Annotated in this window: 25 protein-coding genes; 13 read left to right on the forward strand and 12 right to left on the reverse strand. The window is 69.1% G+C overall.

Going from position 1 to position 22,420, the window contains the following annotated elements; translation table 11 throughout:
- Window positions 1-10: 10 nt before the first annotated feature.
- A complete protein-coding gene (locus tag AB0E69_RS29825; protein ID WP_360153382.1) occupies window positions 11-673 on the reverse strand; it encodes a hypothetical protein in 663 nt (220 codons plus the stop codon).
- A gap of 92 nt (window positions 674-765) precedes the next feature.
- Window positions 766-1,365, reverse strand: a complete 600-nt coding sequence (locus tag AB0E69_RS29830; RefSeq protein ID WP_360153385.1) for an ATP-binding protein — start codon at window positions 1,363-1,365, stop codon at window positions 766-768.
- Between the two features lie 110 nt (window positions 1,366-1,475).
- Here AB0E69_RS29830 and AB0E69_RS29835 point away from each other — a divergent pair, with 110 nt between their 5' ends.
- Window positions 1,476-1,712 (forward strand): hypothetical protein, encoded by a 237-nt coding sequence (locus AB0E69_RS29835; protein WP_360153388.1) that lies wholly within the window; start codon window positions 1,476-1,478, stop codon window positions 1,710-1,712.
- Window positions 1,713-1,728: 16 nt separating this feature from the next.
- On the opposite strand, the gene AB0E69_RS29840 is transcribed toward AB0E69_RS29835, so the two are convergent.
- Window positions 1,729-2,517 (reverse strand): phosphotransferase, encoded by a 789-nt coding sequence (locus AB0E69_RS29840; RefSeq protein ID WP_360153391.1) that lies wholly within the window; start codon window positions 2,515-2,517, stop codon window positions 1,729-1,731.
- A gap of 6 nt (window positions 2,518-2,523) precedes the next feature.
- Window positions 2,524-3,471, reverse strand: a complete 948-nt coding sequence (locus tag AB0E69_RS29845; protein WP_360153394.1) for a sugar-binding domain-containing protein — start codon at window positions 3,469-3,471, stop codon at window positions 2,524-2,526.
- A 133-nt stretch (window positions 3,472-3,604) separates the two neighbouring features.
- Between AB0E69_RS29845 and AB0E69_RS29850 the strand changes: the two genes are divergently transcribed.
- From AB0E69_RS29850 to xylB, 5 genes are read left to right on the forward strand one after another with little or no spacing between them, the layout of a single operon-like run.
- Window positions 3,605-4,966, forward strand: coding sequence for a sugar ABC transporter substrate-binding protein (locus tag AB0E69_RS29850; RefSeq protein ID WP_360153397.1), 1,362 nt, complete (start codon window positions 3,605-3,607; stop codon window positions 4,964-4,966).
- 12 nt (window positions 4,967-4,978) lie between these two features.
- Window positions 4,979-5,941 (forward strand): sugar ABC transporter permease, encoded by a 963-nt coding sequence (locus AB0E69_RS29855; RefSeq protein ID WP_360153400.1) that lies wholly within the window; start codon window positions 4,979-4,981, stop codon window positions 5,939-5,941.
- Window positions 5,938-6,783, forward strand: a complete 846-nt coding sequence (locus AB0E69_RS29860) for a carbohydrate ABC transporter permease (protein WP_360153403.1) — start codon at window positions 5,938-5,940, stop codon at window positions 6,781-6,783. The genes AB0E69_RS29855 and AB0E69_RS29860 overlap by 4 nt, the downstream gene beginning before the upstream one ends.
- Entirely contained in the window at window positions 6,780-8,243 is a 1,464-nt protein-coding gene (locus AB0E69_RS29865) for a mannitol dehydrogenase family protein (protein WP_360153406.1), read from the forward strand. Before AB0E69_RS29860 ends, AB0E69_RS29865 begins: the two co-directional genes overlap by 4 nt.
- Window positions 8,244-8,279: 36 nt before the next feature.
- A complete protein-coding gene (gene xylB, locus AB0E69_RS29870; protein WP_360153409.1) occupies window positions 8,280-9,698 on the forward strand; it encodes a xylulokinase in 1,419 nt (472 codons plus the stop codon).
- A 5-nt stretch (window positions 9,699-9,703) separates the two neighbouring features.
- On the opposite strand, the gene AB0E69_RS29875 is transcribed toward xylB, so the two are convergent.
- Both AB0E69_RS29875 and AB0E69_RS29880 read right to left on the reverse strand, forming a co-directional pair.
- Window positions 9,704-10,075 carry a MarR family winged helix-turn-helix transcriptional regulator gene (locus tag AB0E69_RS29875; protein ID WP_360153412.1) on the reverse strand — a complete coding sequence of 124 codons (372 nt, stop codon included), beginning with the start codon at window positions 10,073-10,075 and terminating at the stop codon, window positions 9,704-9,706.
- 56 nt (window positions 10,076-10,131) lie between these two features.
- Window positions 10,132-10,551 (reverse strand): SRPBCC family protein, encoded by a 420-nt coding sequence (locus AB0E69_RS29880; RefSeq protein ID WP_360153415.1) that lies wholly within the window; start codon window positions 10,549-10,551, stop codon window positions 10,132-10,134.
- 67 nt (window positions 10,552-10,618) lie between these two features.
- On the opposite strand from AB0E69_RS29880, the gene AB0E69_RS29885 reads away from it, so the two are divergent.
- Window positions 10,619-11,110 carry a DUF3592 domain-containing protein gene (locus tag AB0E69_RS29885; RefSeq protein WP_360153418.1) on the forward strand — a complete coding sequence of 164 codons (492 nt, stop codon included), beginning with the start codon at window positions 10,619-10,621 and terminating at the stop codon, window positions 11,108-11,110.
- A gap of 20 nt (window positions 11,111-11,130) precedes the next feature.
- Here the strand turns inward: AB0E69_RS29885 and AB0E69_RS29890 are convergent, their stop codons facing one another.
- The 3 genes from AB0E69_RS29890 to AB0E69_RS29900 form a co-directional block, all read right to left on the reverse strand.
- Complete coding sequence (locus AB0E69_RS29890) at window positions 11,131-12,384, reverse strand: HAMP domain-containing sensor histidine kinase (RefSeq protein WP_360153421.1); 1,254 nt, start codon at window positions 12,382-12,384, stop codon at window positions 11,131-11,133.
- On the reverse strand, window positions 12,381-13,073 hold the full coding sequence (locus AB0E69_RS29895) for a response regulator transcription factor (RefSeq protein ID WP_360153424.1): 693 nt from the start codon (window positions 13,071-13,073) through the stop codon (window positions 12,381-12,383). The genes AB0E69_RS29890 and AB0E69_RS29895 overlap by 4 nt, the downstream gene beginning before the upstream one ends.
- Before the next feature lie 84 nt (window positions 13,074-13,157).
- Window positions 13,158-14,219: a DUF5937 family protein gene (locus AB0E69_RS29900; protein WP_360153427.1), complete on the reverse strand. Its 1,062-nt coding sequence runs from the start codon at window positions 14,217-14,219 to the stop codon at window positions 13,158-13,160.
- Between the two features lie 80 nt (window positions 14,220-14,299).
- Between AB0E69_RS29900 and AB0E69_RS29905 the strand changes: the two genes are divergently transcribed.
- The gene (locus AB0E69_RS29905; protein WP_360153430.1) at window positions 14,300-15,142 is read left to right on the forward strand and encodes an aldo/keto reductase; all 843 of its coding nucleotides are present in this window, start codon (window positions 14,300-14,302) and stop codon (window positions 15,140-15,142) included.
- 3 nt (window positions 15,143-15,145) lie between these two features.
- Window positions 15,146-15,631 (forward strand): YkvA family protein, encoded by a 486-nt coding sequence (locus tag AB0E69_RS29910; RefSeq protein WP_360153433.1) that lies wholly within the window; start codon window positions 15,146-15,148, stop codon window positions 15,629-15,631.
- Between the two features lie 8 nt (window positions 15,632-15,639).
- Here AB0E69_RS29910 and AB0E69_RS29915 read toward each other — a convergent pair whose 3' ends face one another.
- Entirely contained in the window at window positions 15,640-15,903 is a 264-nt protein-coding gene (locus tag AB0E69_RS29915) for a hypothetical protein (protein ID WP_360153436.1), read from the reverse strand.
- Window positions 15,900-16,643, reverse strand: coding sequence for a sulfite exporter TauE/SafE family protein (locus tag AB0E69_RS29920; protein ID WP_360153439.1), 744 nt, complete (start codon window positions 16,641-16,643; stop codon window positions 15,900-15,902). The genes AB0E69_RS29915 and AB0E69_RS29920 overlap by 4 nt, the downstream gene beginning before the upstream one ends.
- Window positions 16,644-16,725: 82 nt before the next feature.
- On the opposite strand from AB0E69_RS29920, the gene AB0E69_RS29925 reads away from it, so the two are divergent.
- Window positions 16,726-17,601, forward strand: coding sequence for a LysR family transcriptional regulator (locus AB0E69_RS29925; RefSeq protein ID WP_360153442.1), 876 nt, complete (start codon window positions 16,726-16,728; stop codon window positions 17,599-17,601).
- Window positions 17,602-17,617: 16 nt separating this feature from the next.
- On the opposite strand, the gene AB0E69_RS29930 is transcribed toward AB0E69_RS29925, so the two are convergent.
- Window positions 17,618-18,322: a TetR/AcrR family transcriptional regulator gene (locus AB0E69_RS29930; protein WP_360153445.1), complete on the reverse strand. Its 705-nt coding sequence runs from the start codon at window positions 18,320-18,322 to the stop codon at window positions 17,618-17,620.
- Between the two features lie 102 nt (window positions 18,323-18,424).
- Between AB0E69_RS29930 and AB0E69_RS29935 the strand changes: the two genes are divergently transcribed.
- Genes AB0E69_RS29935 through pepN form a run of 3 tightly spaced genes read left to right on the forward strand, consistent with a single transcriptional unit; the run spans window position 18,425 to window position 22,418 of the window.
- Window positions 18,425-19,513, forward strand: coding sequence for an NAD(P)/FAD-dependent oxidoreductase (locus tag AB0E69_RS29935; RefSeq protein ID WP_360153448.1), 1,089 nt, complete (start codon window positions 18,425-18,427; stop codon window positions 19,511-19,513).
- Between the two features lie 9 nt (window positions 19,514-19,522).
- Window positions 19,523-19,888, forward strand: coding sequence for a hypothetical protein (locus tag AB0E69_RS29940; protein ID WP_360153451.1), 366 nt, complete (start codon window positions 19,523-19,525; stop codon window positions 19,886-19,888).
- Window positions 19,889-19,916: 28 nt separating this feature from the next.
- Entirely contained in the window at window positions 19,917-22,418 is a 2,502-nt protein-coding gene (gene pepN / locus AB0E69_RS29945) for an aminopeptidase N (RefSeq protein WP_360153454.1), read from the forward strand.
- The last annotated feature ends 2 nt before the right edge of the window (window positions 22,419-22,420 follow it).

Below are 22,420 nucleotides of genomic sequence, written 5' to 3' on the forward strand. Positions count from 1 at the left end.
TGCGCCGGGCTCAGCTGGACGTGGCTGTGAGGCGGGTGCGTTGCTGCTTGGTGAGGGTGGTGATCAGCCCGGTGTCGGGCGTGAGGTTGCTGCCTACCGCGCCCAACTCGCGGACCGAGAGCTCGGCGACGAGGCTGCCGACGACGAAGCTGGACTCGGCGACCGCGACGCTCTGCTGGGTGCCACCGTCGAACTCGACGCGGGCGTCGCTCAGCGCGTCGGGTACATCGAACGAGTGCTCGTGGGTGTCCTGGCTCCAGAACCCCTTCTGCAGGACCTTCGCCTTCGCCGGGGTGCCGGCCTTGAAGAGCTGGATCGTGAAGTGCTTCTTCTGGTCGGGGCTGACCCGGGTCGCCCGGTACCCCTCGACGAAGCTCGCGTTCAGTAGCAGGGCGCGGTCGAGCGCGGGATCGGCAGACCAGCTGTTCAGGAAAGAGGTGGCGGTGAACGCACCGGTGGCGTTCCGCGGGTCGGCGACGTACCCCCGCGGCAGGGCGACCAGTGCACCGAGCGCGCTCTTCGGGGCCTGGTCGGCCGGGCCCGAGAGGGCCGAGTTCTTCGCGGCCGGGGCCTGCAAGGTGCCGCCCGATGCCCCGGCGTCGTTCCCGCAGGCGGTCACTCCGAGCAATACCACGCTGACCACGGCGGCAACGCCTGGCGCAGTCCGCCTCACCGTACTCTCCGTCCTGCTACTCGCCCCCGAGCACTGACAGTTCCAAGCTGATGTCATCAGAACTTGGTGAACTTCAGGCGAACAACCTTGTCTTACTGAGATGCCGTCCGGGTGAGAAGAGTCTCGATCCGGCGTCTTGCGGCCTTCGGGTGCAGGGGCTCGCAGCCGGCTTCGATGCAGCGGCGCACCACCTGCGGGTCGTCCCGCAGCAGCAGTAATCCACGACGGAGCAGGGTGAACGGGGGTTTGCGGTGCTCGCGCAGGTCGCGCTGGAACCGGCGGAAGAAGGTGACGAGCCGGTGGTGCCGGACGCAGATCGCCGCCGCCAGCAGGCCGCGGTCGCGGAGCGCGCCGGTGATCCGGTCGGCGAAGATGCCCTCGGCAACGATGAGTGCTGAGCCCTGGGTGGTAACGGGTCGGTGACCGACCGTGCCGTCGGCCGCGATGTCGTAGATCGGGAGCTCCGCGGCTCCCGTCGTACACAGTTGCTCGAGTGCGGCGACGGCGCGGTCGCCGTCCCAGGAGCGCGGATCGTCCCAGTCGACGATGCCGAGTGGCGACCGCGGCATCGCGTCGTCGTCCCCGTCGCGGTAGAAGTCGTCCAGCCGGACGACCGGCAACCCGACCTGCTCGGCCAGCCGCGACTTCCCCGCCCCGGACGGACCCGCAAGCAGCACCACCCGTGAACGCACACCCCATTCTCGACCCACCCCCAGACAACACCCAAGCTGAGGGCGGTGACCCTTGGCAGGAGGACGATCGAGATCTGGGGGTTAACTTCGGGCGAAGGAGACATGACCAGATGTCATCAGAGAGCAGCGAGAACGACGAGCAGCTGCGGGACCACCGTGATCCCCAGCACGCTGCGGAGTCTGTCGCGAAGTTCACGACCGGTGCCTACAAGGACCAGTTGACCGACGAGCAGCGAACGACGATGGCGCGGTTGACGAAAAACGGCGCCCCGGACAAGACCGTGGCGGCCTATGCCCGCCAGACCGCCGCTCGGAACAGGACGACCAAGGACGGACAGGGCAAGTAAGGCAGCCTCGGCTCGATCAGTCCAGCAAGGCAGAGCGCAGGGACCGTGCCTGTTGGGCGAACCAGCGGTTGGTGCGGTCGGTGAGGGCTGATTCGCCGGTGGTCCAGCGTTGGTGGAACCACGGGTGGCCGGACTCGGACCCTCGCTGTACATAGGCCATGCACCAGACGTGGTTGTCGGCGGCCGCATCCACCAGGCGTAGGCGGTCTTCCGAAGACAGGTCGTAGGCGTCGGCGAAGCGCCGCAACCGGGACAGCGACCGGCCTCGGCGTACGTCGTGGATGTCGGCGTCCGGCCGCAGCGGAGCCCACAACCGCACGGCGGTCGCCACGTCCCACAGCGCCGACCCCGGACCCGCCAGGTCGAAGTCGATCAGCGCGACCGCGACACCGTCCCGGAACACCACGTTGTCCAGGTTCGGATCGTTGTGGCTGACCAGCCCGGTCACGTAAGGCGCAGGCACCGGCTCTGCCCACTCCAAACCGGAGGGCCGGAAGTCGGCCACCGCCTCGTGGTACGACCGCAGCAGCCGCGCCACGCTGTCCAGCGCAGCGTCCGTCATCGACCACGAGGGGTACGGCGCAGTGACGGTCTCGCCCGGCAGGTACGACAGCACCTCCCGCCCCTGCGGATCGATCCCCAGGAACGTCGGCGCTCCGTCGAAGCCGGCCTTCTCCAGGTGCTGCAGCAGCGCGTGCGTCGCCGGGCTGCTGGCGCGCAGCGGCCGTCGTACGGTATCGCCGACCCGCACCACCAACCCGCGGTTCGCCGTACCGCCGAGCAGCAAGGTCTCGGGCTCGGACATCGCCGGTCAGTGTGTCTCGTCCAGCAGCGCTTTCGCCAGGGGTGCGTGGGTAACGATCCCGTTGACCAGCCGGCTGCGGATCGCGGCCCGGACCGCGCCGACCTTCGCCAGGCCGTACGGGATCGCGATCACCTCGTCGATCTTGCCCATCTGTTCGGCGTTGATCGCGATCACCCGGTCGGTCACCCGGCTCTGCACCGGTTCGCCGTCCGCGTCCACGAACACCCCAGAGATGTCCGCGACCACCCCGCGCTTCGCGAGCTGCTCGCAGGCCTTCCCGTCCATCGCGTCGTACAGCGTCGACTGCCCGGACGCCCACGACCCGAGCCCGACCACCGCCTTCGTCACCGAGTCGAAGTGGCTGATCGCCTCCGCCACCTCGGGCTGCTGCCGCAGCGCGCGCGCCGTCGCGGCGTCCGGTACGACGAGAGGCGCATAGAAGAGGTACGCCGGTCCGCCGGACAGGCGCGCGGTGTGCCGAACCAGCTCGACCGAGTTTGCCTCGACGTCCGGCCGGGTCAACGCACCGGTGAGCTGCACGACCGGAACCGGAGCGAGCGTCGAGAGCTGCTCGGTCATCGCGGTCACGGCCCGCGCCCAGGCCAGCCCGAGCACATCCTCGGGCGTGACGATCTCGGACAGCAGGTCCGCGGCCGCCTTGCCGAGCTGGGTACGCAATGCGGGATCGTCCTCCTCCGGAGTGTCGACCACGATCGCGCGCCGGAGGCCGAGCGTCTCCTGCAGCCGCGCGGACAGGTCGAGATCGATCGCGCCCGGGTGGCTGATCTCGATCCGCACCAGTCCACTGCTGCGCGCCTGATCGAGTAACCGCGCAACCTTGAACCGGCTGAGCCGGAACTCGTCGGCGATCTCCACCTTCGACCGTCCGTCGACGTAGTACCGCCGCGCGATCGATGCCGTCAGCACCAGCTGCGCCGGCCCGAAGGTCTCCATCAAGCCTCCCGCTCATATGAGCACACGTGACCCCAAGTGTTGCACAGACCCTTGACAGGTCAACCCCCTTCCTAGTTCACTCAATCAGTGAGCGGACGCCTGCTCATATGAGCAACCAGTGAAGGAGCGGCTCGTGCCCGGACGACGGTTGACGGCGGTCGGTATCGCGCTCACGTTGAGTGCGGTGAGCGGCTGTGCCGGCTGGGGTGGCGGTGGTGGCGGGGGCGGTGGCTCCGACAGCATCAACGTGCTGATGGTGAACAACCCGCAGATGGTCGACCTGCAGAAGCTGACCGCGGACAACTTCACCAAGCAGACCGGGATCAAGGTCAACTTCACCGTGCTGCCGGAGAACGACGTCCGGGACAAGATCAGCCAGGAGTTCTCCAGCCAGGCCGGTCAGTACGACGTCGCGACGGTGAGCAACTTCGAGATCCCGATCTACGCCAAGTCCAAGTGGATCGCGCCGCTGTCGGACTACATCGACAAGGACTCGGCGTTCGACCAGGACGACATCCTGAAGCCGATGACCCAGTCGATGACCGCGGACGACGGCAAGATCTACGGCGAACCGTTCTACGGCGAGTCGTCGTTCCTGATGTACCGCAAGGACATCCTGGCCGCGAAGGGCGTCGAGATGCCGGCCAAGCCGACCTGGCAGCAGGTCGCGGACATCGCCGCCAAGGTCGACAACGCCCAGCCCGGCATGCGCGGTATCTGCCTGCGCGGCCAGCCCGGCTGGGGCCAGATCTTCGCGCCGCTCACCACCGTGGTCAACACCTTCGGCGGCACCTGGTTCACCCAGGACTGGCAGGCGCAGGTCAACTCGCCGGCGTTCACCGAGGCGACCAAGTTCTACGTCGACCTGGTCCGCGCGCACGGCGAGGCCGGCGCGCCGCAGGCCGGGTTCACCGAGTGCCTGAACAACACCATCCAGGGCAACGTCGCGATGTGGTACGACGCCACCTCGGCGGCCGGCTCGCTCGAGGCACCGAAGTCGCCGGTGAAGGGGAAGATGGGCTACGCCCCGGCGCCGGTGGTGAAGACCGACAGCTCCGGCTGGCTGTACGCGTGGGCCTGGGGCATCCAGGAAGCCTCGAAGAAGAAGGACAATGCCTGGAAGTTCATCTCCTGGGCCTCCGGCAAGGACTACGAGAAGCTGGTCGGCGAGAAGGTTGGCTGGTCCAACGTCCCGGCCGGCAAGCGGGCCTCGACGTACGAGCTCCCGGACTACGTCAAGGAGGCGGAGGCCTTCGCGGAGCCGACCAAGTCGGCGATCGAGAACGCAGACCCGAAGGACCCGGGCACCCAGCCGCGGCCGGCGCAAGGGATCCAGTTCATCGACATCCCCGAGTTCCCGGACCTCGGGACCCAGGTCAGCCAGGACGTGAGCTCGGCGATCGCCGGGCGGATGAGCGTCGACCAAGCCTTGAAGCGCGGGCAGGAGCTCGCCGACGACGTCGCGGAGCGGTACCGCTCGCGCGCAGCGAAGTGAGGGGTGCTTCTCATGTCTGTTGAGGCAAAGAAGCCGGCGGCTGTGAAGCCCAAACGGCACTCGGCGCCACCTGGTTCCGAGGGGACGATGATGCGGAGGGCCGGCGACTGGGCCCGGCGGGCGCCGCTGCTGCCGGCGCTGGTGTTCATGATCATCGTGACCCAGCTGCCGTTCGTGGTCACGATCATCGTGTCCTTCATGGACTGGAACGCGTACTACCCGGACGAGCGTGGCTTCGCCGGGGTGGACAACTTCCGCCGGGTGCTGACCGACGCGAACACCCGGCACGCGATCTGGGTGACGATCCTGCTGACCGCGGGCGTGGTCCTGATCAGCCTGGTGCTCGGCCTGCTGATCGCGCTGCTGCTGGACCGGAGGTTCCGCGGCCGCGGCGCGGTCCGGACGATGATGATCACGCCGTTCCTGGTCGTACCGGTCGCCGCGGCGCTGCTCTGGAAGCACGCGCTGTACAACCCGACGTACGGCCTGTTCAACGGCGTGCTGAAGTGGATCTTCGGCGACAACGCGCCGCAGCCGGACTGGATCAGCAACCAGCCGCTGTGGTCGATCATCTTCGCGCTGGTCTGGCAGTGGACGCCGTTCATGATGCTGATCCTGCTGGCCGGGCTGCAGAGCCGTCCGCTGGACGTGATCGAGGCGGCCGGGATCGACGGCGCCAACCAGTGGGAGATCTTCCGCTACATGACGCTGCCGCACCTGCGCCAGTACCTCGAGCTGTCCGCGCTGCTCGGCTCGATCTACGTGGTGCAGAACTTCGACGCGGTCTTCACGATCACGTCCGGCGGCCTCGGTACGGCGAACCTGCCGTACACGATCTACCAGACCTTCTACACCGCGCACGACTACGGCCGCGCGTCGGCGGCCGGCGTGATCGTCGTCATCGGCACGATCGCGATCGCGACGTTCGCGCTGCGCTCGGTGTCCACGCTGTTCCGAGAGGAGACGGGGCGATGAGCGGGCAGGTCACGATCGTGACGGGTAAGAAGAACCGCGGCGGCGGGTTCGTGCTGAGTGGGGTGGCCTGGATCGTCGGCATCCTGTTCGTGCTGCCGGTGCTGTGGATGCTGCTGACCTCGTTCCACTCCGAGGAGGACGCGGCGAAGAACCCGCCCGACCTGGGTGCGCCGCTCACGCTCGCCGGCTACCGGTCGTTCTTCGACACCGGCCCCTGGCCGTCGATCGCGAACTCGCTGACCTCGAGCATCCTGTCCACCGCGCTGGTCATCCTGCTTGCGTTCCCGGCGGCGTACGCGCTGTCGATCCGGCCGGTGCGCAAGTGGACCGACGTCCTGTTCTTCTTCCTGTCCACCAAGATGCTGCCGGTGGTGGCCGGTCTGCTGCCGATCTACCTGTTCGCGCAGTCGGTCGGGTTCCTGGACAACATCTGGCTGCTGATCATCCTGTACACGTCGATGAACCTGCCGATCGCGGTCTGGATGCTGCGCAGCTTCCTGTCCGAGGTGCCGACGGAGATCCTCGAGGCGGCGTCGGTCGACGGTGCCTCGCTGACGCGCACGCTCCGATCGGTGGTGGCCCCCGTGGTCACGCCCGGGATCGCGTCCGCCGCGCTGATCTGCTTCATCTTCAGCTGGAACGAACTGCTGTTCGCCCGGGTGCTGACCGGGACGGTGGCGCAGACCGCGCCGGTGTTCTTGACTGGGTTCGTGACGAGTCAAGGTTTGTTCCTCGCCAAGGTCTGTGCCGCGTCGATCGTGGTCTCGCTGCCGGTGCTGATCGCCGGGTTCGCCGCCCAGGACAAGCTCGTGCAGGGTCTGTCGCTGGGGGCGGTCAAGTGAGACTGTCCACCGCTGCTCTTGATGCTCTGGGCAACGAGGTCGGCGTGCCGTCGTACGACCGGACGGCGGTGACGCCGGGGATCGTGCACTTCGGGGTAGGTGGGTTCCATCGTGCGCATCAGGCGATGTATCTCGATCGGTTGATGTCCGACGGTAAGGCGCTCGACTGGGGGATCGTCGGCGTCGGCGTGCTGCCCCAGGATCGGCACATGTACGACGTCCTGTCGGCCCAGGACCACCTCTACACGTTGGTGATCAAGCATCCGGACGGGACGCTCGAGCCGCGGGTGATCGGGTCGATCGTCGACTATCTGTTCGCGCCCGACTCGGCCGAGGCGGTGCTCGAGCGGATGACGGATCCGGCGACCCGGATCGTGTCGCTGACGATCACCGAGGGTGGGTACCACGTCAACCAGGTGACCGGCGAGCTGGATGCGTCCGACCCCGCGCTGGCGGCCGACCTGGAGCCGGGCGCGGCCCCGGGGAGTGCGTTCGGGTTCATCGTCGAGGCATTGCGGCGGCGCCGGGAGGCCGGCGTACCGCCGTTCACGGTGATGTCCTGCGACAACATCCCGGGGAACGGGCAGGTGGCGCGGAAGATGCTGTCGTCGTTCGCGCGGCTGAAGGATCCGTCCGTCGCGGAGTTCCTGGAGACCGAGGTGCGGTTCCCGAACTGCATGGTGGACCGGATCACGCCGGTGACGACCGATGCGGACCGGGCCGCGCTGGCGGAGCGGTTCGGGGTCGAGGACGGCTGGCCGGTGGTGTGCGAGCCGTTCACGCAGTGGGTGCTCGAGGACGACTTCGGCGGCGAGCGGCCGCCGTACGAAGAGGTCGGCGTCCAGATCGTCGAGGACGTCGAGCCGTACGAGCTGATGAAGCTGCGGCTGCTGAACGCCTCGCACCAGGCGTTGTGCTACCTGGGGTACCTGGCCGGCTACCGGTACGCGCACGAGGTGTGCCAGGACAAGCTGTTCGTCGACTTCCTGCTCGGCTACATGGACAACGAGGGACAGCCGACGTTGCCGCCCGTACCCGGGGTCGATCTCGAGCGGTACAAGCATCAGCTGATCGAGCGGTTCGCGAACCCGGAGGTCCGGGACACGCTGGCGCGGCTGTGCGCGGAGAGCTCGGACCGGATCCCGAAGTGGCTGCTGCCGGTGGTCCGCGAGCAGCTCGCGGCCGGCCGGGAGATCACCCGCTCGGTGCTCGTGGTCGCGTCGTGGGCGCGGTACGCCGAGGGTGTCGACGAACAGGGCGAGCCGATCGAGGTCGTGGACCGGTTGCGCGACAAGCTGGTCGAGCGCGCGCAGCACAACCGGTCGGATCCGCTGGTCTTCATCTCGGACCCGGACCTGTTCGGTGACCTGGCGTCGGACTCGACGTTCGTCGTGCAGTACCGGACCGCGCTGAAGTCGCTCCACGAGATCGGCGCGCGGGCCACCTTGGAAGCGCTCTAGGCGCTGGACCACCGGAGAGCGCCTAGGCTTGGCTTCATGACGGAGCTGAGGCTGGTTGCCGGGGTCGACTGTTCGACCCAGGCGACCAAGGTGGTCGTGTGCGACGCGGAGACCGGCGAGGTACTGCGGGAGGGCCGGGCGCCGCACCCGGACGGCACGCAGGTCGATCCGGCCGAGTGGTGGAAGGCGTGGGAGACCGCGTCCGACGGCCTGCTCGACGGAGTTGCCGCGATCGCGATCGGCGGCCAGCAGCATGGGATGGTCCTGCTCGACGACAGCGGCGAGGTCGTCCACCCAGCCGTCCTGTGGAACGACACCAGCTCGGCCGACGCAACCACGGACCTGATCGCCGAGCTCGGCGGCCCGCAGGTCTGGGCCGAGGCAGTCGGCTCGGTGCCCGTCCCGTCCTTCACCGTCACGAAGCTCCGGTGGGTCCGGCACAAGGCAGAAGCGAAGCGGGCGGCGGCCGTCGTACTGCCGCACGACTGGATGACGCATCGACTGGCGGCTGATCGGAAGGGCATCGAAGGGATCACCACCGACCGCGGTGACGCTTCCGGGACCGGGTGGTGGTCGCCGGCGACGAACAGCTACCGCGAGGATCTGGTGGAGCGCGCCTTCGGCCGGAGGCTGGAGCTTCCGCGGGTGGCAGGCCCGGCCGAGATCGTCGGTCAGACCGCGTTCGGTGCGGCCATTGCGGCCGGCACCGGTGACAACGCGGCGGCCGCGCTCGGTCTGGACCTGCAGCCCGGGGATGTCGCGGTGTCGCTGGGGACGAGTGGTACCGCGTTTGCCCGGTCGAATCACCCGACGGCGGATCCCAGCGGATTCGTGGCCGGGTTTGCCGACGCGACAGGGGAGTACCTGCCACTGGTGTGCACGCTGAACGCGGCCCGCGTGATGTCGGCGACCGCACAGATGCTGGGCATGGACCTGGCCGCTTTCGACGAGGCGGCGATCGGGTCGTCCGGGTCTGATGGACTGGTCCTGCTGCCGTTCCTGGACGGCGAGCGTACGCCGGATCTCCCGCACTCGACCGGTCTGATCTACGGCCTCACCCGCCACACGATGCAGCCCGCGACGATGGCACGCGCCGCGGTCGAGGGCCTGCTGTGCGGCCTGGCCGACGCCGTGGACGCCCTCCGCGACCAGGGCCTGCCGGTCCAGCGCGTCCTGCTCCTCGGCGGAGGCGCCCGCTCCCGCGCCGTACAAGCCCTTGCCCCCGCCATCCTCGGCGCCGAGGTAGTCCTCCCCGAGCCCGCCGAGTACGTCGCCCTGGGCGCGGCCCGCCAAGCAGCCTGGGCCCTGTCGGGTGCCGCAACGCCGCCTACCTGGCCTGCTCTCCTGGGCAAACCCGAACCAGCCATCACCGTCAACGCCGAACAGCTCCGCGCCAACTACGAGCAGGTCCTCACCAACACCCGCTCTCTCCTGGCCCAGCCGTACGACAACTGAGCCGGTCAGCTGCGGTTGGCTATGTCGCGGAGTGTGGCGCGAAGGTCCGTGGGCTCTTCGCCGAAGAGTTCGGCGTCCAGGGCGGTGGCGATGTCGATGGCTTTGCGGGTGGTGGTTCGGCCTTTCGGGGTGAGTTGGAGCCGGTAGGCGCGGGCGTCGGCGGGGTGCGTTTCCCGGGTGAGTAGTCCGCTCTCGACGAGCGTCTTCACCACCTTCGAGGTCATCATCCGGTCCGCGCCGGCGGTTTCGGCGACCTGTTGCTGGGTGGGTACGCCGGTGGTGTGCTCGAGCCAGCCCGCCGACGCCAGCAGCATGAACTGTGTCGGCGTCAGGCCGACCCCGCGGAGCCGCCGCTCCAGCTCGCTCCGCCACCGCAAGGCTGCGTGATGCAACCAGAACCCGGGTGACGCCAGCGGTCCGGATTCGCCCGGGTTCATCCGGTTGCGGCCCGGGCTTCGAGGGCCGCCCAGGTTTTGAAGAAGTCCCGGCGCATGCGGCGGCCGAAATGGAAGCGGAAGAGCGGGACGAGCGGTCCGGTGACCCGGACCGTGCGGGTGCAGCGGAGTTTGCCGTCGGGGAGTTGCTCGTAGTCGTTCGATCCCCAGAGCTTCCCGCCCGGCAGCTTGCACTCGCTGGCCCACCGGCGCTCCGGCACGACCTCGGTGAGGGTGAACGCCGCCCCCGGATTCCCCTTCTGCTTCACCCACCCCGTCGTACCCACCGCGAACTCGCCGTCCAGCCGGGCGAGATCCTCGTGCGGGTCCCACTCCGGCCAGCGCGCCACATCGGCCACCACCCGCCAGACCGCGGCGGCGTCCCCGTTGATCACCAGCTGTTCCTTGATCTCGTACATCCACACCCCTCCTGTTGTCGTGACAACAGTAAATGTAGTCACGACAACAGTCAAGCTCGGGAACCGCGTGACCCGCCGATCCGTCAAAGGCGGCATGAACCGCCGCCGGCGACCGTCGGCCAGCCACACTCGGGGACCGGGCAACCACCGGAAGGAGCCGGGTAACCGCGGCCGCCGGTGGCGGTTCGACTACGAGGGGGTCGCCTGCATCGTCCTCTCGATCGTGTTCGTCGCGATCGGGTACTTCGAGGTCCACGACCTGTACCTCCTCGAGCACCGCGGCGAGGTCGTCACCGGCACCGTCCTCGACGAGACCGGCGGGAAGACCCCGCGCATCACCGTCCGGTACACCACCCTGGCCGGCGAACAGATCACGTCCGAGACCGCGAACTACTTCGAGGCGAAGGTCGGTCAGCCGATCCAGATCGTCTACGACCGGGCCGAGCCGACCCGGATGCAGACCGCGGAGTGGGGCTTCGACGACTGGATCCCCGGCGTGGGCTTCGGCGCGGTGGCATTGCTGATGCTCGCCATCGGCGTCGCGCAGCTGCGGACCTGAGCCACAGCGACGCCGGCGGGTCAGTGGCGGGGGCCCAACGGGTCGTCGTCGGGTGGGCTCGGGGTGCGGCGGGTGGTGTTGGTGAGGGAGCGTTCGGGCAGCCAGAGGGTGAAGGTGCTGCCGGTGCCCACCTCGGAGTGCAACGTGACGGTGCCGCCGTGGGACTCGGCGATCTGGCGGACGATGGCGAGGCCCAGGCCGGCCCGGCGTTGGCCGGTGGACGGCACCGTGGCGGGGTGCTGCCGGCTGCCGGCGCGGAAGAAGCGGTCGAAGACTCGGTCAGCGTCGTCGGGGGAGATCCCGGGGCCCTCGTCGCGTACGGCGATCCACGCCCACCCGTCGCGGCTGCCGATCGCCAGGACGAGCTCGCTGCCTCCGCGGGCCAGCCGGACCGCGTTCGACAGCAGGTTGTCGACCGCCCGCCGCAGCGCGGACGCGTCACCGGCCGCGGTCGGACCCGGCGCGAGCCGCCGTACCAGACGCAGCTCACGATCCGCCGCGAGCAGCTCGTACTCCTCGGCGGCCTCGGACGCGATCGTCGCGAGATCGACATCGGCGTCGACGAAGGCCGGCGACGAGCGCCGGGCCGACGCCAGCAGATCCTCGACCAACCACGTCATCCGCTGGATCGCGCGGCTGACGATCGCGGTCGCCTGCGCGCGATCCTCCGGCAGCGTGTCGTCGTGCGCGAGTACGGCGTCGACGTTTGCCTGGATCACCGCGAGCGGGTTCCGCAGCTCGTGCGACGCATCGTCGACCAACTGCCGCTGCGCGACGAACGCCGACTCGAGTCGCCCGAGCATGTCGTCCACCGTGTCGGCGAGGTTCCGCAGTTCGTCGTGCGGACCCTCCAGCGCGATCCGCCGGGACAGATCGGTCGCCGAGATCTCCTGCGCCGTCGCAGTGATCCGCCGGACCGGCCGCAGCGCGCGCCCGGACAGCCACCACCCGGTCCCGAGGCTGACCAGGAACAACCCGGCCATCCCGGCCGCCGAGTAGTTCCGCAGGCTCTGCAGGGTCTGGTACTTCACCGCGGACTGCAGGTTCGAGATCTCGGCCGCCTGGATGACCTGACCCGCCTTGAGGTGGATCTTGCCCTCGGGATCCTTGTAGTACTTCTGCACCTCGATCCGGTTCAGCGGCTTCGCGTCCAGCACCTGCGTGAGCGCGAGATAGACACCGCCGAGCAGCAACGCCGACAGCCCGATCAGCACCGCGGAGTACGTCAGCGTCAACCGGAACCGGATCGTGTGCATCCACGGCGGGAGCTTCATACGTCACCTCTGAGCCGGTAGCCGCGGCCGATGATGGTCTCCAGGATCGGCGACTCGCCGGCTTGGGTGAGCTTGCGGCGCAGCGTGCCGACGGTGACCCGCACGCTCTGCGTGAACGGGTCCGCGTTCTCGTCCCAGACGTGCTCGAGCAGCTCCTCGGCCGAGACGACGTGACCGGGCCGGGACATCAGGTACCGCAGTACGCCGAACTCCTTGAGCGTCAGCGGCAGCTCGCGCCCGGCCCGCGTCGCGAGGTGGCGGGACGAGTCGAGGACCAGGTCGCCGACGTGCAGTTGCGTCGTGCCGTTGGTGACGTCGCGACGCAGCAGGGCCCGGATCCGGGCCAGCAACTCGACCAGCGCGAACGGCTTGGTCAGGTAGTCGTCGGCGCCCTCGTCGAGTCCGCGGACCCGGTCGGCCAGTGAGGCGCGCGCGGTCAGCATCAGCACCCGCAGCTCGCGCCCCGACGCCACCTCGATCTCGCCGCGGCGAACCGCGCGGCACAGGTCGAGCCCGCTGATGTCGGGGAGGGTGATGTCGAGGATCGCCAGGTCGTACGCCGTGCTCGCGAGCTTCGCCACCGCTTCGGCACCGGTCGTCGCCGCGTCGACGGCGTACCCGGCCCGGCCGAGCCCGGAGCGCAGCGCGCTGACCAGCCCTTCCTCGTCCTCCACCACCAGTAGTCGCACGGCACCAAGGTATCGGGGCACGCCGCAGGCCGCGGCGTGCTCTTTCGGCGCCCTTTCGCTCGCTTTTGGGGGGACGGTCCACTGTCAAAGGCTTGCTGGACCGGTGGCCGCTGCCAGCAGGAGGTCGGCGGTTGTGGTGCGGGCGTAGAGGACTGCTCGACCGGCTCGGTGCGGAGTGACCAAGCCGGCCGACCGAAGGGCGGTGAGGTGCTGAGAGGTGCCGCCAGGGGTCAGGTGGAGGCGAGTGGACAGGTCGGTGGTGGAGCGTGGCGTGTCCAGGTGGGCGAGGATCTCGGCCCGGGTTCGGCCCAGTACGGCGGTCAGGCCGACGGGCGTTGGGGCCGCCGTGTCGTCCCAGAGGGTGGCGACTCCGCGGGCCGGGTAGGTGAGACTCGGCTGCCATGGAGGGATCGTGCTGCTGTAGACCATCGGCCACACGAAGGCCGACGGGGTGAGCAGCAGTCCCTCACCCGCCAGTTGCCGGGCACCCTGGAAGCGTCGGTGGCGGATCGACAGCGTGCCGTCCTTCCACTTCACGCTCTCGGCGAGATCCTCGAACAACCCGGCCGGTCCTGCTTGCCCCAGCCGTCGGCCGCGGTACAGCAGATCCTCGTCGAGCAGCGCCCGGATCCGCCCCCAGTACGGCGCGACCGCCAACTCCCAGTACGCCTCCACCTGCTCCGCGAGTCGCTCCACTCCCGGCACCGGATCGGCGTACAACTCGTCGACCGCCACCGACGGCAACTCGCCCGGTGCCGGCCGCCGGAGTTGTCGAGGTACGGCGGCCTCCTGCAACGATCCGAGCGGAGTACGGCGGGCATACGCGAGGACGCCGAGGTCGGCGCGTACTTGGTGGGGCGGGACGCGGCGGAGGGCGGCCAGCTCGCTGAGGAGGTCCGGGAGCGGGCTTTGCGGTGGTGGCGTGAGGAAGTCGGGCAGGTACCACACGCCGGGATCGACCAGGTCGAAGAGGAGACCGAGGTCGGTGCCGGCGATCCGGGAGCGCGTGACGTCTTCCCAGCGGGCGTGGAAGGCGGGCGGCCGGCGGGTCTTGAGCAGCCGGATGCTCGCGACGATCTCCCACAAAGGCGAGACCGCGAGCCGGGTCCGGGCCAGGTCGGTGACCGTGAAGGTGATCGTGAGCATTTAGCTCAGTCTAAATCAATTCTCGGGCGCGGTACGGCGGCCCGAGGCTGGAGGCACCAAGAACGAGAGGAACCAGCATCGTGACCACCCGCCTGAAGATCGGCGAGCTCGACATCAACCGCCTGGGCTTCGGTGCCCTGCGCCTGACCGGGTACCGCCCGGCGGCCGACCGCTCCGCGGCGATCCGCGTCCTGCGCAGAGCCGTCGAGCTCGGCGTCGACTTCATCGACACGGCCGACGCCTACGGGGTCGGCGCCAACGAGGAGCTCATCGCCGAGGCCCTGCACCCGTACGACGGCGTCGTGATCGCCACCAAGATCGGTCACACCCGGCCGTCCGCCCGCGAGTGGAAGCCGCTCGGTCGTCCGGAGTACCTCCGCCAGGCCGCCGAGCTCTCCCTTCGCCGGCTGAAGGTCGAGTGCATCGACCTGCTCCAGCTCCACCGCGTCGATCCCGCCGTACCGTTCGCCGACCAGCTCGGGGCGCTCCAGCAACTAGTTGCCGAGGGCAAAGCAAAGTACATCGGTCTGTCTGAGGTCACCTGCGACCAGCTCCGCGAGGCCCGCCGAGCGCTGGACATCGTCAGCGTCCAGAACCGCTACAACCTGACCGACCGCGGCCACGAGGATGTGGTCGACTCCTGCACGGAGGAAGGCATCGCCTTCATTCCCTGGCTGCCGATCGCGAACGGTGAGCACGCGAAGTCGCGGCTGCTCGCCACGATCGCCACCGAGCTCGGCATCACCGCCGCCCAGCTGTCCCTGGCCTGGCTCCTGCACCGCTCGCCGGTCATCGTCCCCATCCCCGGCACCAGCTCGCTCGACCACCTCGAGGAGAACGTCGCCGCCCAGCAGATCACCCTCACCGACGGTCACGCGGCGCGTTTGGAGGCGTTGAGTCCGGTCAGCACCCCCTACAGTTGATGGATGATGTACTTCGGTGGGCTGCTCGGCCTGATCGGGCTTGCGACGCTGATCTTCCGCGACGGCGCCGTTGCTGGGATGCCGGCCGTCGCCGTCGGCGTGGGGCTGATGGTGATCGGCGCGGCCGTGGGCGTGCTCGGGGTGGTCCGGCGGCGGGTTGTGCGGCGCCGCAAGATCGCCCGTGGCGAGCCGGTGCCGGTCGGCGACGTCTTCCAGCGCGCCCGGGCCCTGCCGCGGCTGCTGCGGGAGGTCCGCCAGGGCACGTACGCCGACCTGCCCAAGAGCCGGCCGTTCCTCTGGGTGCTCGCGCTGGTCTACCTGATCTCCCCGATCGACATCCTCCCGGACCTGCTGCCGATCATTGGCATCACCGACGACGCGGGCGTCGGCGTCTGGCTGCTGACGAGCGTCTCGACCGCTACCGGTCTCTACCTCAACCGTGAACGCGAGCGGCAGCGCCTACCTGGGTCGCGGGACCTCGACCACTGAGGACGACGTCAGAAGCGTTGTGAAGATCTGAGCCAGTCGGCGATGTCGGCCGCCGCCTCCTCCGGGTGCTCATAAGCAAACAACTGCAGCGGATCCGTAGGCGGGCACGCGCCGTCCAGCGCACCCGCAGCCACCACGAGCCGCTGCGCAGCCGCTAGCACCCGACCCGCCTGCGCCGATGCTTCAACCGGGTCATGCAGGCCAACCACGACAGCAGCCAGGTCCGCAACCTCACAGGCCTGATAAGCCATAACCAGCTGCGCCCGATTCATCCAAAGTCCCGAAAAAAGAAGACAACGGTCATCCCAATCGCCGTACCAAGCACGAGGCCGCGCAGGACCTTGGACGGCAGGCGACGGACGAGATGCGCACCGCCGTACCCGCCGATGATCGCGCCACCGAGCAAGGCGACCAGATGGAGTGGCTGGTCGAGCACGTCGGCGGCAAAGACGAAGACGACCGCGGCCGTGAGATAGACCGCGGCAACCTGAATGACGCGGAGTGGGTTGCCCCGGGCGGGGTCGAGGGTGGTGGTGGCGGTCCAGAACGCGAGCATCATCAGGCCGACCGCCCCGCCGAAGTACCCGCCGTAGATGGCGAGCAGGAACTGCCCGGTGAGAATCGCCTCCGGGCCCAGCCGGCCGAACCGGAGCAGCCGACTGAGTCGCTTCCCGAAGGCCAGGATGATGGTTGCGAAGGCGAGCAGCCAGGGGACTGCTGCGTTGAAGGATGCTGAGGGCAACAACAGGAGCAGGCCTGCGCCCAGGCCGCCGCCGGTGATGGAGGCGAGCGTCAGGCGGGTTGGTGAGGGGTGCCTGAAGCCCTCGATGTCGTGGCGGTAGACCCAGGCGCTCGTGGCGTTTCCGGGCAGGAGGGCGACGGTGGTGGTTGCGTTGGCGGTGACCGGCGGTACGCCGGCTGTGACCAGCGCGGTGAGTGCTACGAAGCTTCCGCCGCCCCCGACGGCGTTGAGGGCGCCGGCGGCGACGCCGGCCAGGAGAAGCAGTAGCACCTCTCGAGGATCGCCCGGCTCGGGTGCGTGCACAATGCGCGATACCCGTAGTCAGCCTCAGGCTGAGACGTAGGCTTGTGGTATGCATTACGACCTCGACGACCTTCGGCTGTTCATCAATGTCGCGGCAGAGGGGTCGATCACCGCTGGTGCGCGGGTTGTGCACCTCAGTCTGCCTTCGGCCAGTGCGCGGGTCAGAGCCCTCGAAACGCAGGCCGGAGTCCCGCTCCTTGTTCGTGAGCGCCGCGGGGTTCGGCTCACCCCCGCGGGCGCCACGCTGGCCCGTCACGCCCGTGACGTGCTCGCCGAGACGACGCGGCTGGACAGTGCCGTCGCGTCGTACGCCGTCTCGCATTCGGCCCCGATCCGCCTGGTCGCGGGTGGGTCGGCGATGCACCAGCTCGTGCCGCTCGCGCTCGCCACGTTCCTCCGCGACCATCCGGAGTACGACGTCAACGTGAGCGAACGTCGTACCACCCGCAGCGTCCGCCTGCTCGCCGCCGGAGAGGCCGACCTCGGCGTGATCCTCGATGACGAACCAACGCCGCTGCGGACCGAAAGGCTCGCCGACGACTCACTCGTCGTCATCGGCCAGGCCGGCGGCACGCTCTCCGGCCGAGCCTCGATCGCGTACGCCGAAGTCGCCGAGCACCCACTGGTCGGCCTCGATCGCAACTCCCCGCTGACGCAGTGGATGGACGAGCGCCTCGGCCCGCACTCGCCGGCCCCACGCCTCCGCACGGTCGTGCCGACCCTGCACGCTCTGATCACGCTCGCCACCGCCGGCGCCGGCCTGGCCATCGTCCCGCGCCGGGCCGTCGATGCGAGCACCGCGGTGGACATCTGCCCGCTGCAAGACTCCTGGTCCACCCGTGGCCACCTGCTCTGCTACGCCGCGAACGCCCCCGAGCCCGCCCACCTGCTCGCGGCCCATCTCCACGCAGCCGCGAACGGTTAGCACTCGGCCGGCGACACTAGCGCGGCAAGCTGCTCGCTATGCCCGCGAGCAGGTAGCCCAGGCCGAGCTCGAACGCCTCGGCGGCCTTCAGATGGCGGGCGTCGTGGACCCATTCCTCGAGCGCCGGGTAGCGACCGGTGGCGAACATCCTGGTCAGATAGGGCCCGTTCGCGTGCTGCCATTGCCGCTGGTCGAGACCGGTCTCCTCCTGGGCGCGGTGCTCGGCGATCTCCTTGCGGACCGCGCCGATCAGGTAGGCGTCCAGCGTTGCGAGGGCGCTCGTGATCGTGTCGAGGTCGTCGAGGCCGGTGGCACGGAGCGCGCTCAAGGCCGCTTCGCCGCGGGCGAGCGTCGCCGGACCGACGTACGGCCGGCCGCCGAGCAGATCCGCGAACCACGGGTGCCGCAAAACGGTGTCCCGGAGCCCGGTCGCTATGGACCTGAGGACGGCGTCCCAGGTCGGTCCGGCGGGCGCCGGGATCTCGGCGACGATGGCGTCGACCATGAGCGTGAGGAGCTCGTCCTTGGTGTCGACGTACCGGTAGAGGCGCATCGGGCCGGCGTCGAGGGCGCCGGCGACCTTCCGCAGCGAGACCGCGTCCAGGCCCGCGGAGTCGGCCAGGACGATCGCGGCCCGGACGATGCGCGCCCGGCTCAGCGGGCTCGGCGTACTGCGCTCGGCCGGCTCGGGCCGCTCCCAGATCAGCGGACTGTCGGTCACCTGATACCTCCGGGCGTGAACAATACACCGCCTCGCCCGATACACTGCCTCATCCGATACAGTGTATTGACAAATACAGTGTATCGATAGGAAGAGGACCTGATGATCGCGATCGTCGGCGGTGGCCCCGGCGGCCTCACGCTCGCGCGGATCCTGCACCTCCACGGCATCGCCCCGGTCGTGTACGAGCGGGATGCCTCGGGCGACGCCCGCAGCCAGGGCAGCATGCTCGACCTGCACACCGAGACGGGTCAGGCCGCCCTGCGCGCGGCCGGCCTCGAGCGCGAGTTCCTGGCGGCCGCCCGTCGCGAAGGCCAGGACCTGCGCATGCTGGACCATACCGGCACGCTGCTGCTCCAGGAGGACACTCCGGACGACGCGCCGATGTTGCGCCCGGAGATCGACCGTGCCGACCTGCGAGACCTCCTGCTGGGCTCGATCCCCGCGCAGACGGTCCGCTGGGGCAGTGCCTTCACGCACGCGGAAGCACAGCCGGGCGGCGGATACGTCCTGCACTTCGCCGACGGCAGCACCGCGACGTGCGATCTCTTGGTCGGCGCGGACGGCGCCAACTCCCGGGTCCGTCCGCTGCTCACGAGCGCCGAGCCGACGTACACCGGAAAGTGCCTCGTGCAGAGCGCGATCCATGATGCCGATCGGACCCAGCCCGAACTGGCCGCGATGGTAGGTCGCGGCAACCTCTGGGTGTTCGGCCCGGACCGGTTGCTGGGCGGCCAACGCAACGGCAACGGGACGATCAGCGTCAGCATCTCGATCCAGGGTCCGCCCGACCTGGACTCGGCGACGGCGACCGACCTACCGGACGGGTGGGCTCCGCAGTTCCGTCGCTTGCTGGCAGCCTGCGACGAGCCGTTCGTCGTGCGCCCGGCGTACATCCTGCCGATCGGCATGACCTGGCCGCGCCGGTCAGGTGTCACCCTGCTCGGAGACGCAGCGCACCTGATGCCGTCGGTGGGCGAGGGTGCCAACCAGGCCATGCTCGACGCCGCCGAGCTCGGCCGGGCGATCGCCGCGCATCCGGACGACCTGGACGCCGCGCTGGAACAGTACGAGCCGGCAATGTTCGCTCGTACTGCCGCGACCGCCGAGATGTCGGCCGAGGTCGCGGAGCTGATGACCGGTCCCGATGCGGCGCAGAAGGTACTCCGCTTCTTCGGAGCCGTCGGCTAGCGTCGAGGTATGGACGAGGTCGCCATTCCACTGCAGGCGTTCGGTGCGTTGTTGCACAGCGAGAACGTGCCGACCGTCTGCCGGGCGCTGAACATGTACCAGGTCGCCGCGGCGTACACCCGCTTGAGTGGTGGCAACCCGCTCGAGCCGATGGCGGCCGACGTACGCGAGGTCGCGCGCGAGATCCTGACCCGCCCACCGGCCGAGGGCGGCCCCGAGCTCCCGGCCGCCTTCGATCACGTCAGTGCGCTGAACGCGCTCACCGTCCTCGCCGAGCCCGACGACGCCGCCCTGATCACCACCGTCCTCGACACGACGACAGACGACCAGGTCCGCGCAGTCGCAACCCTCGTCCAGACCAAGCTCACCACCTAAGCCCTCTCGCCGGGATAGCGTGCGGCCCATGCGCGCTTTGACTGTGGACGAGGCCCGGCGACGGGCGACGGAGATCGCGGTGCGGTCGTACCGGGTCGACTTCGACCTGACCGGCTCCGGCAGCACGTTCGTCACGACCAGCCGGATTCGCTTCGGAGCGGAGGCGGACAGCACGTGGGTGGACGTGAAGCCCGAGCGGCTAATCAGCGTCGAGCTCAACGGCCGGCAGCTGGACGTCGCCGCGTTGGACGGCGGGCGGTTCCCGCTCGAGAACCTGCAGTCCGACAACGAGCTCGTCGTCAGCGCCGAGATGAGGTACTCCGCCGACGGTGAGGGGCTGCAGCGGTCCGTCGATGCCGCCGACGGGCGCGTCTACACGTACGGCATGTCGTCGCTGGAGTCGGCGCCGCGGTACTTCCCGTGCTTCGACCAGCCCGACCTCAAGGCGCCGTACTCCGTCACCGTCAGGTGCCCCGAGGACTGGGTTGTCATGGGCAACGGCGCGGCCACCCGGACGGCGCCGGGGGAGTGGACGCTCGCGGAGACCAAGCCGCTCTCGACGTACTTCGTCACGATCGTGGCCGGTCCGTTCCACCAGCTGCGGAGCGAGCACGACGGGATCCCGCTCGGCCTCGCCTGCCGGCAGGCGCTGAAGGAGCCGCTCGAACGCGACGCCGAGGACCTGTTCCGCACGACGCGCGAGGCCTTCGACGAGTACCACCGGATGTTCAGCCGCCGGTACCCGTTCGGCGAGTACTGGCAGGTGTTCCTCCCCGACTTCAACCTCGGCGCGATGGAGAACCCGGGCTGCGTCACGATCTCCGACGACTTCCTGTTCCGCGAGCAGGCGACCGAGGCCGATCGCAGTACCCGGTCGCGGGTGCTGGTGCACGAGATGGCGCACATGTGGTTCGGCGACCTGGTCACGATGAAGTGGTGGAACGACATGTGGCTGAACGAGTCGTTCGCCGAGTACATGGCGCACCGGGTGGCCGAGGACGCGACGAGCTACGACGGCAACTGGACGGACTTCGCGTTCGTGCGGAAGTGGTGGGGGCTGCAGACGGATCAGAGCAGCTCGACGCATCCAGTTGCTCCGGACAGTTTGAAGGATGCGCGGCAGTCGCTGGACGACTTCGACGGGATCTCGTACGCGAAGGGCGCCGCGGTTCTGAAGCAGCTCGCGAAGTACCTCGGGGATGAGGTGTTCCTGCGGGGAGTGAATGCGCATCTGGAGGCGCATGAGTACGGGAATGCGGATCTGGGTGAGTTCCTGGCGAAGCTCACCGAGGCTGGTGCGCGGGATCTGGGTGCTTGGTCGGACCAATGGTTGCGGACTGCCGGGGTGGACACGATCTCGGTCGAGGGGTCTGTGTTGCGTCGGAAGAGTCCGGATGCTTCGCGGCGGCTGCACAAGTTGAGTGTTGGCTGGTATGCGGAGGACGGATCACCAACCTTGGTGGACGTGGTGGTGGCCCAGGACTCAACAGACCTTGCTGGAGGCAACGATGCCTCGGGTGCGGATGCCGGTGCCGGTGCCGGCGGGCGTGCGGGAGCGAGCACGGGCGCCGCCTCGGGTGCGGGTTCCGTGGTGGTGGTGCCGGATGCGGGGGATGACAGTTGGGTGAAGGTTCGGTTGGACGAGAGGAGTCTGGCCAACCTCCCGACGGTGCTGCCGAGGATTGCCGACAGCACCACCCGTGCGGTGGTGTGGAACTCGATCCGGGACTCGGTGGCCGATGCGGAGCTCGATCCGCGCCAGGCGCTGGAGATCTTCGTCGCGGCGCTGCCCGCCGAGGACAGCGACGTCGCGGTCGGCTCGCTGGTCACCTGGGTCGAGGACCGCCTCCTCGGCCGCTACCTCGACTACGACCAGTACCGCCCGCGAGTCGCAGATGCCCTCGACAACAAGCTCTCCACCACCGTCCCGGGCAGCAGCCTTCAGCTGATCACCGGCAGGGCATTCGTAGCCACCACGAACGACGCCGACCTGTTGACCGGGTGGCTCGACAACGGCGGACCAGAGGGCCTGCACATCGACCAGGACCTCCGCTGGTCGATCGTCCTCCGACTCGTCCGGCTCGGCGCGTACGGCGGGACCGAGATCGACGCCGAGCTCGCTCGCGACAAGTCGACCGAAGGCGTGATTCAGGCCGCCCGCTGCCGTGCCGCCCTCCCGGAGGCCAAGGAAGCGACCTGGACCCGGATCATGACCGACCCGACGCTCGGTGTGAAGGAGCTGCTCGGCGCGGCCGAGGGCTTCTGGCACCCGGCGCAGGCCGCCGTCAACGCGCCGTACGTCCAGCGCTTCTTCACCGACATCGCCGGTACCGGCAAGATCCGCTCCGGCATGGTCCTCGGCCTCACCGTGAGCCGGATCGCCCCGCGGTACGCGATCGACCCCGGCCTGATCGCTCCGGCCGAGGCGCTGATCGCCGACGAGAGCGTGGAGTCCGGGATCCGCCGCGCCACCACCAACACGCTCGACGAACTCCGCCGGGCAGTTGAGGTGCGTCGGGTCTACGGCTAAGA

Source organism: Kribbella sp. NPDC026611, from assembly GCF_040638345.1.
Lineage (GTDB): Bacteria > Actinomycetota > Actinomycetes > Propionibacteriales > Kribbellaceae > Kribbella.

Bases quoted from the DNA above. Each gene is read 5' to 3' on its own strand.
- AB0E69_RS29840 (WP_360153391.1), bottom strand. From the start codon at position 2,517: ATGTCCGAGCCCGAGACCTTGCTGCTCGGCGGTACGGCGAACCGCGGG.
- xylB (WP_360153409.1), top strand. From the start codon at position 8,280: ATGACGGAGCTGAGGCTGGTTGCCGGGGTCGACTGTTCGACCCAGGCG.
- AB0E69_RS29845 (WP_360153394.1), bottom strand. From the start codon at position 3,471: ATGGAGACCTTCGGGCCGGCGCAGCTGGTGCTGACGGCATCGATCGCG.
- AB0E69_RS29880 (WP_360153415.1), bottom strand. From the start codon at position 10,551: ATGTACGAGATCAAGGAACAGCTGGTGATCAACGGGGACGCCGCCGCG.
- AB0E69_RS29940 (WP_360153451.1), top strand. From the start codon at position 19,523: ATGGACGAGGTCGCCATTCCACTGCAGGCGTTCGGTGCGTTGTTGCAC.
- AB0E69_RS29855 (WP_360153400.1), top strand. From the start codon at position 4,979: ATGTCTGTTGAGGCAAAGAAGCCGGCGGCTGTGAAGCCCAAACGGCAC.
- AB0E69_RS29900 (WP_360153427.1), bottom strand. From the start codon at position 14,219: ATGCTCACGATCACCTTCACGGTCACCGACCTGGCCCGGACCCGGCTC.
- AB0E69_RS29890 (WP_360153421.1), bottom strand. From the start codon at position 12,384: ATGAAGCTCCCGCCGTGGATGCACACGATCCGGTTCCGGTTGACGCTG.
- AB0E69_RS29910 (WP_360153433.1), top strand. From the start codon at position 15,146: ATGATGTACTTCGGTGGGCTGCTCGGCCTGATCGGGCTTGCGACGCTG.
- pepN (WP_360153454.1), top strand. From the start codon at position 19,917: ATGCGCGCTTTGACTGTGGACGAGGCCCGGCGACGGGCGACGGAGATC.
- AB0E69_RS29860 (WP_360153403.1), top strand. From the start codon at position 5,938: ATGAGCGGGCAGGTCACGATCGTGACGGGTAAGAAGAACCGCGGCGGC.
- AB0E69_RS29925 (WP_360153442.1), top strand. From the start codon at position 16,726: ATGCATTACGACCTCGACGACCTTCGGCTGTTCATCAATGTCGCGGCA.
- AB0E69_RS29835 (WP_360153388.1), top strand. From the start codon at position 1,476: ATGTCATCAGAGAGCAGCGAGAACGACGAGCAGCTGCGGGACCACCGT.
- AB0E69_RS29915 (WP_360153436.1), bottom strand. From the start codon at position 15,903: ATGAATCGGGCGCAGCTGGTTATGGCTTATCAGGCCTGTGAGGTTGCG.
- AB0E69_RS29935 (WP_360153448.1), top strand. From the start codon at position 18,425: ATGATCGCGATCGTCGGCGGTGGCCCCGGCGGCCTCACGCTCGCGCGG.